11 protein-coding genes and 1 tRNA gene are annotated in these 12739 nt (G+C 69.5%); 7 read left to right on the forward strand and 5 right to left on the reverse strand.

The window, feature by feature from the left end:
- The first annotated feature begins 119 nt into the window (after positions 1-119).
- Both ACXJ3V_RS06130 and ACXJ3V_RS06135 read left to right on the forward strand, forming a co-directional pair.
- Positions 120-3800 carry an AAA family ATPase gene (locus ACXJ3V_RS06130; RefSeq protein ID WP_457099428.1) on the forward strand — a complete coding sequence of 1227 codons (3681 nt, stop codon included), beginning with the start codon at positions 120-122 and terminating at the stop codon, positions 3798-3800.
- Positions 3787-3987, forward strand: a complete 201-nt coding sequence (locus ACXJ3V_RS06135; RefSeq protein ID WP_457099371.1) for a hypothetical protein — start codon at positions 3787-3789, stop codon at positions 3985-3987. Before ACXJ3V_RS06130 ends, ACXJ3V_RS06135 begins: the two co-directional genes overlap by 14 nt.
- 2 nt (positions 3988-3989) lie before the next feature.
- Here ACXJ3V_RS06135 and mscL read toward each other — a convergent pair whose 3' ends face one another.
- Genes mscL through ACXJ3V_RS06150 form a run of 3 tightly spaced genes read right to left on the reverse strand, consistent with a single transcriptional unit; the run spans position 3990 to position 5300 of the window.
- A complete protein-coding gene (gene mscL, locus ACXJ3V_RS06140; RefSeq protein ID WP_457099372.1) occupies positions 3990-4406 on the reverse strand; it encodes a large conductance mechanosensitive channel protein MscL in 417 nt (138 codons plus the stop codon).
- Positions 4403-4690, reverse strand: coding sequence for an FmdB family zinc ribbon protein (locus ACXJ3V_RS06145; RefSeq protein WP_457099373.1), 288 nt, complete (start codon positions 4688-4690; stop codon positions 4403-4405). Before ACXJ3V_RS06145 ends, mscL begins: the two co-directional genes overlap by 4 nt.
- Before the next feature lie 13 nt (positions 4691-4703).
- The gene (locus ACXJ3V_RS06150) at positions 4704-5300 is read right to left on the reverse strand and encodes a 5-formyltetrahydrofolate cyclo-ligase (RefSeq protein WP_457099374.1); all 597 of its coding nucleotides are present in this window, start codon (positions 5298-5300) and stop codon (positions 4704-4706) included.
- Between the two features lie 55 nt (positions 5301-5355).
- Here ACXJ3V_RS06150 and galU point away from each other — a divergent pair, with 55 nt between their 5' ends.
- The 3 genes from galU (at position 5356) to ACXJ3V_RS06165 (ending at position 7857) form a co-directional block, all read left to right on the forward strand.
- Positions 5356-6243, forward strand: coding sequence for a UTP--glucose-1-phosphate uridylyltransferase GalU (galU, locus tag ACXJ3V_RS06155; RefSeq protein WP_457099375.1), 888 nt, complete (start codon positions 5356-5358; stop codon positions 6241-6243).
- Between the two features lie 17 nt (positions 6244-6260).
- The gene (locus tag ACXJ3V_RS06160; RefSeq protein ID WP_457099376.1) at positions 6261-6890 is read left to right on the forward strand and encodes a GNAT family N-acetyltransferase; all 630 of its coding nucleotides are present in this window, start codon (positions 6261-6263) and stop codon (positions 6888-6890) included.
- 85 nt (positions 6891-6975) lie between these two features.
- On the forward strand, positions 6976-7857 hold the full coding sequence (locus ACXJ3V_RS06165) for a large exoprotein (RefSeq protein WP_457099377.1): 882 nt from the start codon (positions 6976-6978) through the stop codon (positions 7855-7857).
- 4 nt (positions 7858-7861) lie between these two features.
- Here the strand turns inward: ACXJ3V_RS06165 and ACXJ3V_RS06170 are convergent, their stop codons facing one another.
- The gene (locus tag ACXJ3V_RS06170) at positions 7862-9052 is read right to left on the reverse strand and encodes an amidohydrolase family protein (RefSeq protein ID WP_457099378.1); all 1191 of its coding nucleotides are present in this window, start codon (positions 9050-9052) and stop codon (positions 7862-7864) included.
- 91 nt (positions 9053-9143) lie between these two features.
- On the opposite strand from ACXJ3V_RS06170, the gene ACXJ3V_RS06175 reads away from it, so the two are divergent.
- Positions 9144-9219: transfer RNA gene (locus tag ACXJ3V_RS06175), tRNA-Ala, on the forward strand.
- Between the two features lie 117 nt (positions 9220-9336).
- Positions 9337-11004 (forward strand): MFS transporter, encoded by a 1668-nt coding sequence (locus tag ACXJ3V_RS06180; protein ID WP_457099379.1) that lies wholly within the window; start codon positions 9337-9339, stop codon positions 11002-11004.
- Positions 11005-11061: 57 nt separating this feature from the next.
- On the opposite strand, the gene ACXJ3V_RS06185 is transcribed toward ACXJ3V_RS06180, so the two are convergent.
- The gene (locus ACXJ3V_RS06185; RefSeq protein WP_457099380.1) at positions 11062-12654 is read right to left on the reverse strand and encodes an AMP-binding protein; all 1593 of its coding nucleotides are present in this window, start codon (positions 12652-12654) and stop codon (positions 11062-11064) included.
- Positions 12655-12739 lie beyond the last annotated feature (85 nt).

Below are 12739 nucleotides of genomic sequence, written 5' to 3' on the forward strand. Positions count from 1 at the left end.
GGCGTGTCGTCAATCCGGCGAAACTCGGCTCCGGCTCCAGGGGCCCACCCCACCTCGCGCATAGTCTGGCTATCGTGTGGCGAGCCGAAGGAAGCGCCGTGGTCGGCGAAGAAGACTCCATGCCCGCGGCATCCGTGAGTCCTGGTGATCTCGGGTTGTCCGAGCCGGATGTCGTCGTCGCGCACATCGCGGCCCCGGAGCGCGACCGGCTCCGCCGCGAAGGCGCCGAGCTCGGTGGCCCATCGACCCTGTTGCACTTCACGGACGCCGCCGATGCCGGCATCGACATCACCAAGGCGCACCCGAGCAGTCTGCCGAAGTTCATCACAGGCCGGTCCACGCTGCTGTCGAGCCTGTTCCGCGACGAGGTGGCCCTCCGCACCGCGCGGATCGCCGCCGAGCGCCTCACGGCCAAGAACGTAGAACTCCGCACCGCCCGCGGCCTCGACACGATCCACCTCGCCGTGGGCCTGGCATCGTGGCGGATCGGCGGCCTGGAGTGCACCGCCCCCGTCCTTCTTCGTCCTCTCGCGATCCGCCGCCACCACGCCGACTTCGAGGTGAAGCTGCACGGCGCGTTCTCGGTGAACCCCGAACTGGTGCGGGCGCTCCGCACGCACTTCGGCATCGAGGTGGATGCCGCAGCGCTCGCCGCCCTGGCGTACGACGCCGGAGTGTTCAAGCCGCAGCCCGTCATCGATCGTCTGCGCACGCTGACCGGCGCGATCGACTCCTTCACGGTGAAGCCGCGCCTCGTCGTCTCGAGCTTCGCCGACGTGGGCGCGTCGATGGTGCGGGATGCCGCCAACCTCGACCACCCCATCCTCAACGCGCTCGCCGGGCACCCCGACGACCGCGAGGCGCTCACCCTCATGCGCACGGTCCCGCCCACCACGAGTCCCGACGATCGTGCGCCGGCCGCCGACACCCTGCTGCTCGACGCCGATGCCGAGCAGGAGGCGGTGCTCGCCCGGATCGCCGCAGGGCACTCGCTCGCCGTCCACACGCTCCCGGGCACCGGCGGCACGCAGACCATCATCAACGCGATCGGCTCGCTCGTCTGGGCCGGCAAGAGCGTGCTCGTCGTCAGCGCTCGCCGCTCGACGCTCGAGGGGATCCGGCACCGCCTCGCCGGGGTGGGGCTCAGCGGCCTGCCGGTCTCGCCGCGCGACCCGCAGCGCGACCTCATCCGCGCGATCGGGCGCAATGAGAAGGCCGAGCAGCCGAAGGTCTCCGACATCGATGATGCCCTGGTCCGGCTGCGCGGCGTGCTGCGCGACTACCGCGCCGCCATCACCGAACGAAACCCCGCGCTCGGCGTCTCGATGCTCGACATCCTGCGCGCTCTCGCGACGCTCACCAGTGCAGAGTCGGTACCCGAGACGGCGGTGCGATTCGATCTGGCGACCCTCGAGCGTCTTTCGAAGCGTCGGACGGATGCCGCGGGCAAGCTCGCTGCGGCGGCCCGGCTCGGCGAGTTCAAGGTCGGGCCAGGGGATTCGCCCTGGTACGGGGTGACCTTCCACACGACCGAGCAGGCACGTGCTGCGCACGGACTCACCGGCACGCTGCACCGGCACGGCGTGCCTTCTCTGCTCGAGCGCGGCTACGAGCTCGTCGCACAGACCCGCATGCGTCCCTTCCGCACGATCGCAGAACTCGGGATCTACCTGCGGCTGCTGCTCGGCATCCGGGACTCGCTCGATCACTTCAGCCCCACGGTCTTCGAGCGGCCGCTGGGCGAGCTGATCCAGGCGCACGCCCCTCGGCGCGACGCCCCCAACATGACCGGCGCGCAGCGCCGGCATCTGAAGCGCCTCATGCGCGAGTACATCCGGCCCGGGGTGCACATCGCCGATGTGCACGAGGCGCTGGTGCGCATCCAGGAGCAGCGTGCACAGTGGCAGCAGCACGTGGACGCGGGGGTCACCCCCGAGGTGCCCATCGGGCTCGCGGATGTGCACGTCGCCTGGCAGCGCGTCGACGCCGACCTCGCCGAGGTCGACGCGATGCTCGGCCGATCCGGCGCCGACCGCCTGGCGGGACTGCCGGTGGCCGATCTCGTCCGGACCATCGCGGGTCTCGCGGCGGACTCCGACGTCTTCGACAATCTGATGGAGCGGGCAGCTCTCCGCAGCGATCTCGCCGCGCTCGGTCTTGACGGCCTTCTGACCGACCTGTCTGTGCGGCACGTGCCCGAGGATTCGGTCGGCGAAGAACTCGAATTCGCCTGGTGGCAATCGGCCCTGGAGCACCTGCTCGGCACCGACCGAGCCCTGCTCGGCGCTAACACCGCGGTCGTCGACCGGCTGGAGCGCGACTTCCGGCTCGTCGACGAAGCGCATGCCGCGGCATCCGGTCCGCTGCTCGCCGCCCAGCTGTCCACGCAGTGGCGAATCGGGATCGTCGACCACGCGGCCGAGGCGGCGGCCCTCAAGGGTGCGCTGCGCGACGGGAGCGCGGACGCCGCGCGGCTCATGGCGGTGGCGCCCACCCTGCTGCGGACGCTCGCGCCGGTCTGGCTCGCGTCGCCGTACGACGTGCCCAAGCTGCCGGACAGTCGCGAGTTCGACGTCGTCGTGATCGCCGATGCCGCCGCGCTGTGCGTGGCGGAGGCCGCGCCGGCCCTGCGTCGCGCGCGCCAGGTCGTGGTCTTCGGCGACCCGGTGACCCAGAAGCCCACGCCGTTCCGCGTCGCGGCAGGTGTTCCCCGGCCATCGGACGACTCCTTCGAGCCGTTCGATCAGACGAGCGTCTTCGAACGGCTCGCCGAACTCCTTCCTGTCGAGACCCTCACCCGCAGCTACCGGGCGGGAGGCGAGGATCTCGCGCGGCTCGTCAACGACGCGTTCTACGGCGGCGAGCTCAAGTCGCTGCCGTGGGCAGGCTCCTATCTCGGCCGCGGCAGCCTCAGCGTCGACTATGTCGAGGGCGGTTCGGGCACGCCGGATGCGATCACCGGTGCGGTGGAGAGTCCGGATGCCGAGGTCGCGCGTGTCGTGACGCTCGTCGTCGAGCACGCCGTGAACCGCGGGTCGGAGACGCTGATGGTCGTCACCGCCAGCGCCAAGCACGCCGAGCGCATCCGCGCCGCCGTCGAGACGGCCTTCGCCGGGCGATCGGATGTCGCCGACTTCGTCTCCCGCGACACGGCCGAGCCCTTCGCGGTGCTGACCCTCGAGGAGTCCGTCGCGGAGAGCCGCGACCGGGTCGTGTTCTCACTCGGATTCGGGCTCACCAAGCATGGCCGGGTGCTCAGCGACTTCGGCGATCTGTCGACGCCGGACGGGGATCGGCTGCTGACGGTCGGGATGACCCGCGCGCGGCGATCCATGGTGATCGTGTCGTCGATCCGCCCGTCGGCCTTCGATGACGGACGGCTCGAGTACGGTGCGGCGACGCTGATGTCGATCCTCGGCGGACTCGCCGCACGCTCGCGCGAGGCCCGCCTCGAAGATCTCGCCGACCCGCTGACCCGGTCGCTCGCCAGGGAGCTGCGCAGCCTCGGCCTCTCCGTCGATGTGCACTACCGCGGCCTGCTGCCGCTCGTCGCGCAGCACGACGGGAAGGCCGTCGTGGTCGAGAGCGACCCCGAGACGGTGGGCGAGTCGCTGCGGGAGTCACTGCGTCTGCGGCCCCAGATCCTGCGCAGACTCGGCTGGCACTATGTGCGGGTGCACGCCTTCGACCTCTACAGCGACCCCGCGGGTGTCGCGGCGCGGATCGGCGCGATGCTGGGCGTCGCGGCGGAGTCGGCGAGATCCGACACCGACACCCAGCCGATCGATGTCATCGAATAAGCGCCAGCGGATCGAGCGGGTCCCCGGCTCCCGCCGCGCGCGCCTGACGCCCGCGCCCGGCACGAGCCCTGAGCCGGTTCCGGCCGACGTCGAGGCCGACGACGCGGAGATCGCCGAGACACCAGGGGCCGCGGCATCCGGTCCCAACGATGAGCGCATGCGGCGAGACGTCCCGCCGCACTGGTGACGCTAGGGACGCGACGGAGTCTGCTTCTCGAGCAGATCGCGGATCTGGAGGAGCAGCTCGGCCTCGCTCGGCAGGGCTTCGGCCTCTTCCGCGATGCCCTGCTTGGCGGCGGCGCGCTCCTTGAGCCGGTTCATCGGGTAGACGAACACGAAGTAGACCACGATCGCGACCGCGATGAAGTTGATGACGGCGGCGAAGATGAGGCCGATCGGAAAGTCCGTCGTCCCGCCGCTGAGATTGGGCACCGGCACGACGATGCCATTGAGGGTCTCGGCCTGGAAGACGAGGGCGATCAGCGGGTTGATGAAGCCGTTGACGATCGCCGTGACGATCCCGGTGAAGGCCGCACCGATGACGACGGCGACCGCGAGGTCGATGACGTTGCCGCGGAGGACGAACTCCTTGAAGCCTTTGATCATGCGCTGCTCGCCGGTGCGGGCGAGGACTTCGTCTCGGACTTCGGGGTCGACGTCGCGGGGGAGCTCGAACTGGAACTGGAACTCGACGAGCTCTCCCCGGTGGGCTTCGGACGCGAGTCGGTCCGGTAGAAGCCGGAGCCGTTGAAGGTGACGCCGATCGAGCCGTACTCCTTGCGCAGAACACCGCCGCACACGGGGCACTCGGTCAGGGTGGGGTCGGCGAAGGACTGGACGGCATCGAAGCGATGGCCGCACTCTTTGCATGCGTAGGCGTAGGTGGGCATGTGCTTTCCGTGGTCAGCGCCGCGGGGGCGACAGGACGATGGTCTGGGTCGGGGTGACAACGCCGGTGACGCGCTGGTCGTGGATGTCGCTCGGGACCTGGTCGACGACCTCCGAGTCGTAGACGACGGCGTAGACCGGCGGGCAGCGCTCCATGGATCCGAGGGTCTTGTCGAAGAAGCCGCGGCCCCACCCGAGCCGCATCCCGGTGCGATCCACCGAGGCTGCCGGGATGACGAGCAGATCGACGTCGTTCACGGCGATCGGGCCGAGCAGCTCGCCGACCGGCTCGGGCATGCCGAGGAGCCCCTCGGTGATGTCGCCATCTGATGTCGCGACCGACCAGTCGAGCAGGCCGTCGGCGCGCGTGATGGGCAGGAGGACCCGGATGCCGCGTGCCACGGCCGCATCCACGAACTCCCGGGTGCCCGGCTCGATCGTGGTCGAGAGGAAGCAGGACATCGACCGGACGCCGTATCGTTCGACGAGTGCGTCGAGCTGACCGCGCACACCGGCGGCCGCGGCATCCCGTGCCGACTCGGAGAGCGCCTGACGGCGTTCGCGCAGGTCCGCGCGCAGGGCGCGCTTGGCGGCTGCGATGGCGTCGGGCATGCCTCGATTCTAGGTCGCCACGGGTGTGCCGACGTCCGCGCCGTAGGATCGGGGGATGCCCCACAAACCCATCAAAGCCGTCATCCCCGCCGCCGGACTCGGCACGCGCTTCCTGCCGGCGACCAAGGCGATGCCCAAGGAGATGCTGCCGGTCGTCGACAAGCCGGCGATCCAGTACGTGGTGGAGGAGGCGACCCGAGCCGGGATCACCGACATCCTGATCATCATCGGGCGCAACAAGAACAACCTCTCGAACCACTTCGACTCGGTGCCGGAGCTCGAGTCCACCCTCCTGAAGAAGGGCGATCGGGACAAGCTCGCGAAGGTCCAGGAATCGACCGATCTGGCCGACATCCACTTCGTCCGCCAGGGGGATCCCAAGGGTCTCGGGCACGCCGTGCTGCGGGCGCGGGCGCACGTGGGCGACTCGCCGTTCGCCGTCCTGCTCGGTGACGACCTGATCGACGAGCGCGACCCGCTCTTGACGACGATGATCGCGGAGCAGGAGCGCACCGGCGCGTCGATCGTCGCGCTGATGGAGGTCGACGCCGACCACATCCACCTCTACGGCGCGGCTGCCGTCGAAGCGACCGATTCACCCGATGTCGTGCGGGTGACCGGTCTCGTCGAGAAGCCGAAGGCTGCGGATGCCCCCTCCAACCTCGCCGTCATCGGACGCTATGTGCTCAGCCCGGCTGTGTTCGACGTGCTCGAGCACACTGAACCGGGCAAGGGCGGGGAGATCCAGCTCACCGATGCCCTCCAGGAGCTTGCCGCCGACCCGGACGGGCCTGGCGTGTACGGGGTCATCTTCCGGGGTCGCCGCTATGACACCGGCGATAGGGTTGACTACATCAAAGCGATCGTGCAGCTCGCTGCGGACCGCGAGGATCTCGGCCCAGAGCTGCGGCCCTGGTTCAAGGAGTTCGCGGCGACACTCTGAGTCCGGGAGGGGGATTCATGGAATTGGCCACCCCTCGTCGGCACGGCCCGGTATCGGTGCGGCTCGTCCGTCAGCGCGATGCCCGGGTGATCCAGCAGGAGCTGCTCTCCAATCGCTCCTGGCTGCGCCCGTGGGAGGCCACGAGTCCTGACGGTCCGGTGTCCTTCGACATGCGCGTCGGCATCCGGCGCCTGCTCCAGCAGTATCGGGACGGCCTCGGCGTGCCCTTCGTCATGGAATACGACGGCGAGATCGCCGGACAGCTGAACGTCTGGGGCATCGCCCGCGGATCGCTCGCGTCGGCAACCATCGGCTACTGGGTGAGCGAGCGGTTCGCCGGGCGCGGGATCACACCAGCCGCTGTGGCGATGGCGACCGACATCTGCTTCAACGAGCTGCGCATCCACCGCATGGAGATCTGCATCCGTCCGGAGAATGTCGCCAGTCTGCGCGTCGTCGAAAAGCTCGGGTTCCGCTACGAGGGGCTGCGGCGGCGGTTCATCCACATCAACGGGGACTGGCGCGACCACTATGCCTTCGCGCTGGTCCGCGAGGACGTTCCCGAGGGCGTGCTGCAGCGCTGGCTGCAGGGCCGGGTGCCGCAGGATGCGGCGGCGATCCCGCCGGCTGACCGCCTGCACGCCTGAACCTCATATATCGCCGAGGGACGCATGCCGGCGACACGCGCGCATTAACCGGGGGTCGGCATCAGACTCGCTTACCGTGGAGGCCATGGGCGGGCAGGTGCTGGGCGGTGGAGTGATCATGCTCGTCGCCGTGCTCCTCTGGCTCGTGTATCTCCTGCCGTCCTGGCACAGTCGCCGGCAGTACGACGCCGCCGAGCGCAACGCCGTCCGCCTGAATCAGGCGCTGCGGGTGCTGGCGGAGACCAGCGAGACGCCGCACGAGGTGCGGCTCGAGCTCAACACCCGCACGGCGCACGCGCAGCAGCGCATCGCACGTCGGGCGCTCGCCGAACGAGCGGAGCTCGCCCGTCGCACGCAGACCGAGCGCGAGCAGGCCGGACTCGAGACCGCCCGCCGCGAGCTCGCATCGGCACGTGCGCTTCCCGCGGCTCGCCAGGCGCGGGCACGCCGGCGAGCGCGGATGGTGATCGCCGTGATCGCGGCGTTGTCGCTCGGGCTTTTCGCCGCGGGGATCTGGGTTGTCGTCGCCACTGGCACTCAGCTGCTGATGTGGGCGGGCGCGATGCTGGGCGCGACGAGCCTCGTGCTCCTGCGCCGCATGTCCGTCGTCGGCGCCCGTCGCAGCGGCACGCAGGAGTGGACAGCGGATGCCGCGCCCCACGTCGATGCCGCGCTTCAGGATGTGCCGCTCCCGGCGGACCCCCGCACGTGGGCGCCGCGCCGGCTGCCGCAGCCGCTCACCGCCTCGGCCGGCTCGCGGGCCGCTGCGATCCTCGACGCGACCGAGGCGCAGGAGTCGCTGCGACAGGCCGCGGTCGCCGAGGCGATGCGTCGGCGCGCCGAAGAGCTGCGCCCGCCGTCGATCACGCCGGGGCGCGTCGCGACGGCCCGTGGAGGCCTGTCCGACGATGCCGAGATCGAGGCGCACGTCCGCGAGCTGCTCGCGCGCCGCGCCGTCGGTCAGTGATCGGTCACGCGGCGTAGAGCACGCGTCCGCCTCCCAGCACCAATTGCCGCGGCGGCGTCCGCACGAGGGCGTCCATCGGGTTCTCCGCGTCGAGCAGCACGATGTCGGCGCGCGAGCCCTCCACCAGGTCGTGCACGGCGAGCCCGGCGAATCGGCCGCCGTCGCGCGTGGCGATCTCCACGACCCGGCGCAGGTCCTCGTCGCGGACCAGGCTCGATGCGCGCGCGTACTGCCACGCGATGCCGAGCAGATCGCCCGTGCCATAGGGGCTCCAGAGGTCCCGGATGCCGTCGGTGCCGAGCGCGAAGCGCACCCCGGCGGCATCGAATTCGTGCAGCGAGAGCTGCGGCAGTCGCAGCGGTGCGACCGTCGTCATGGTGATGTCGAGTGCCGCCATCGCCTGCAGGAGGTCATGGCGGCGGCGCGCATCGACCTGGGCGATCGCGAAGCCGTGCGCGATGTTGACCTTGCCGTGAAGGCCCAGTCGCTGGGTCCGCTCGATGATGAGCTCGAACTGGAAGGCGCCGAGCTCGGCCGGGTCGTGCAGGTGGATGTCGATGCCGGTGCCGAACTCCGCGGCGAGACCGAAGACAGCGTCGAGCTGACCCACCGGGTCGCGGTCGATGCTCGCCGGGTCGATCCCGCCGAGGTGGTCGACGCCTCGGCGCGCGGCCTCGCGCATCATGTCGAGCACGCCAGGGCGCCGGAGGACGCCATCCTGGGGGAAGGCGATGATCTCGACAGTGAGGGCACCGTCGTAGGACGCTGCGGCCTCGCGCACGGCGTCGATGGCACGCAGCCCGGCATCGGGATCGACATCCACGTGCGTGCGGATGGTCGTGGTGCCGTGGCGGACGAACTCCGCCAGCACGCGCTTCGTGATCTCGGCGCTCGGGTAGCCGAACTCGCCTCGGCGTGCGCGATCGTGCCGGATCCTGCCCTCCGTGCCGCCCTCTCCGCCGTAGGACTGCCAGGGGAAGCCGAACCATGTCATGTCGATGTGGGCGTGGGCGTTCACGAAGCCGGGCAGCGCGAGCAGACCCCGCCCGTCGATCTCACCCGGCTCGAGCGGACGCTCTGAGACGGGCTCGATGGCGCTGATCTCGCCCGCTGCGGAGATGCGGATGTCGCGCGCAGCGTCGCCCCACGGGCGGATGTTGCGGAGGGCGGACGAGGGCGGCGGGGGAGTGGTCACCCTTCGATCCTGGCCGTTCACCGAGCGGTCCGCACCGCCCTCGCACGATTCGGAGGGGCCCTGGCTGCGTGATAACCTATCGGAGGTTCATGGGCCTGTGGCGCAGCTGGTAGCGCACCTCGTTCGCATCGAGGGGGTCAGGGGTTCGAGTCCCCTCAGGTCCACCAATCCGAGAAAAGCACCCTCCGGGGTGCTTTTCTCGTTTGCGGGCCGAGCGATTCGAAGTCACCCGATTCGGACGGCGCTCCGGCCGTGCGACCCCGTACGGCGATAGGCTCCGGGCCATGAAGAACTGGCTCGTGATCGTCATCCTCGCCGTCTCGCAGTTCGTGATGGTGCTCGACAGCACCGTGATGAACGTCTCCATCTCGCAGGTGGCGTCGGACCTCGGCACCACGATCACGGGCATGCAGGCCGCGATCACGTTCTACACGCTGACCATGGCGGCGTTCATGCTGACCGGCGGCAAACTCGGCGACAAGCTCGGCCGCGGCCGAGCGTTCAAGATCGGCGCCGTCATCTACGGCGTCGGGTCGCTCATCACGGGCCTCAGTCAGAACCTCGGGATGCTCCTGTTCGGCTGGTCGCTCGTCGAGGGTCTGGGCGCGGTCCTCGTCATCCCCGCGATCGCCGCGCTCGCGGCGATCAACTACACCGGCAAGGCGCGGGTCGCGGCTTTCTCCATCCTCGGTGCGGCGACCGGACTCGCGGCGGCGGCCGGTCCGCTCATCGGCGGGCTCGCCACGACCTACGCGTCCTGGCGCTTCGTCTTCTTCGGCGAGACCGTGATCATGATCTTCGTGCTCATCTTCGCCGGGCGGATCAAGGATGTTCCGGCGACGCCGTCGCTCAAGATCGACATCCCGAGCGTGATCCTCTCGGCGGGCGGCATGGCGCTGCTCGTCTTCGGCGTGCTGCAGTCCAAGACGTGGGGCTGGTTCACGCCGCTCATCTCGCCCGAGATCAACGGAGTCGAGATCGCCCCGCTCGGGGTCTCGCTCGTGACGTACCTGATCCTCCTCGGCATCGTCGTGCTGTGGCTGTTCCTGCGGCGTCAGCGCAAGCTCGAGGATGCCGGCCGCAACCCGCTGCTGAAGGTGAGCCTGCTGTCGATCCCCGCGCTGCGGAGCGGCCTGGCCGGGTTCCTCGTGCAGTACTTCGCGATCGCCGCGCTCTTCTTCGTGATCCCCGTCTACCTGCAGACGATGCTCGGCAACAACGCGCTCGAGACGGGCCTGAAGATCCTCCCGCTGTCGGCCGGCCTCGTGCTGTGCTCGATCGTCGGCTCGTGGCTCACGCAGCGCCGCTCCGCGAAGTACATCGCCCGGGCAGGTCAAGCCACGATGGCCGTGGGCCTGTTGATCGTGCTGGTCTCGATCCAGCCGGAGCTCTGGGACTGGGCGTTCGCGATCGGCATGTTCGTGATCGGCGCCGGCTTCGGCCTGCTCGCCTCGCAGCTCGGCAACGTCAACATGTCGGCCGTCTCGAAAGAGGACACGTCCGAGGTCGGCGGCCTGCAGGGCACGTTCCAGAACCTCGGTTCGTCGTTCGGCACCGCGATCGTCGGCTCGGTGTTCATCCTCCTGCTCGGGTCGGGGTTCTCGGCGGCGGTGCAGTTGAACGACAAGGTGACACCGGAGGTGCAGAGTCAGGTGACTCAGGTGCTCGCCGAACAGGGTGTGCCGATCATCTCCCAGGGCGAGGCCGAGCAGATCGTCCTCGACGCGGGAGCCGACCCCGCGGTAGCGACGGCGGTCGCCCAGGACTACGCGGACTCGCAGGTAGAGGCGCTCAAGCAGGCGCTGTTCATCGTCTTCGCACTGCTCGCGGTTTCGCTCATGCTCGCCCGCAACCTCCCGGCCGAGGTGGTCGCCAAGCCCGAAGAAGACGAGGCCGAGCCTGCCGTCGGCGAGGAGCCTCTCGGGCCATATCACGGCGAGCCACAGGCCTAGTTGCAGGAACAGCGGATGCCTCGACCCGGCCGGGTCGAGGCATCCGCTGTCCGTCCGCTAGACCTTCGCGAGCTCGCGCGCCCGGAGGTCCTTGCGGAGGATCTTTCCCGAGGTGGACTTCGGGATGGCGTCGATGAACTCGACCCGGCGCACCTTCTTGTGCGGGGCGACCTGTGCGGCCAGGAACTCCATCACCTCGGTCTCGGTGAGCCCGGAGTCGGGCGCGGCGACGATGAACGCCTTCGGGATCTCCTGCTTGTCGTCGTCGAGCACGCCGATCACAGCGACGTCCATCACCTGGGGGTGACCGAGCAGCAGAGCCTCGAGCTCGGCGGGCGCGATCTGGTAGCCCTTGTACTTGATGAGCTCCTTCGCGCGGTCGACGATCGAGAAGTAGCCGCCCTCGTGGTAGACCGCGATGTCGCCGGTGTGCAGGAACCCGTCGGCGTCGAGGGTCTCGGCCGTCGCCTCCGGGTTGTTGAGGTAGCCGAGCATCACGTTCGGGCCCTTGATCCACAGCTCGCCGGGCAGCGTCTGGCCGTCAGCGCCGAACTCGGTGATCTCCTCGCCGGTGGCCGTGTCGATGAGCTTGCACACCTCGTTCGGCAGCGTCTCGCCGACCGAGCTGACCGGCACATCGTGGCGCCGGTAGTTCATCGCGTGCGAGACCGGGCTGAGCTCGCTCATGCCGTAGCCCTGCAGCATCCGGGCGTTGATGCGCCGACCGGCGATCTCGGCGGTCTCGCCGTCGAGGGGAGCAGCGCCCGAGAACACCGTGTGCACGCTCGAGATGTCGAACTGGTCGACGATCGGGTGCTTTGCGAGCGCCACCGCGATCGGCGGGGCGATGTAGAGATAGGTGCACTGGAACTTCTGGATGTTCGTGAGGAACTCCACCAGATCGAACTTCGGCATCGTCACCAGGCTCGCGCGCTTGCGCAGCGCGAGGTTCAGCAGCACCGTCATGCCGTAGATGTGGAAGAACGGGAGCACCGCGAGCACGCGATCCTCGGCAGTGAGGTCCATGTTGGGCACGCACTGCTGCACGTTGGCGACGAGATTGCGGTGGCTGAGCATGACGCCCTTGGGGATGCCGGTGGTGCCCGACGAGTAGGGCAGCACCGCCACGTGAGTCGCCGGGTCGAAGCTCACGTCCGGTGCGGGGCTCTGCTCGGTGAGCAGTTCGCGCAGGTTCGGGTGCCCTTCGGCGCCGTCGAGCACGAACAGGTGGTCGTCGGCGATGCCGACTGCCGCCGCGCCCGCCTTGGCCTGGGGGAGCAGCGGTGAGACGGTGATGAGCCAGGTCGCCCCGGCATCCCGCAGCTGCTTCTCGATCTCGCCCGGGGTGTACATCGAGTTGATCGTCGTGACCGTGGCGCCGGCGCGCAGGATGCCGTGGAACACGGTCGCGAACGCCGGCACGTTGGGGCACAGGAGGCCCACGACCGTGTCGAGGCCAACACCGCGGGCGGCGAGCGCCCCGGCGAAGCCGGACACCTGGGCGCGCAGGGCGCCGTAGGTGGTCTCAGCCCCGGTCGACGGGTCGATGAGCGCGACGCGCGCGAGCTCCGCGTCGTCGAGGCTGCCGAAGAGGTAGTCGAAGATCGAGACGTTCGGGATCTCGACATCCGGGTACGGGCTGTTGAACATGGCGTCTCCTTTGAGCCAGAAGCGTTGTCGCCGATGCGACTCGGTGTCGGCAATTATGACACCGAGTCGTACCGGACCAGACCAG

Source organism: Microbacterium sp. P5_E9 (genome assembly GCF_054049175.1).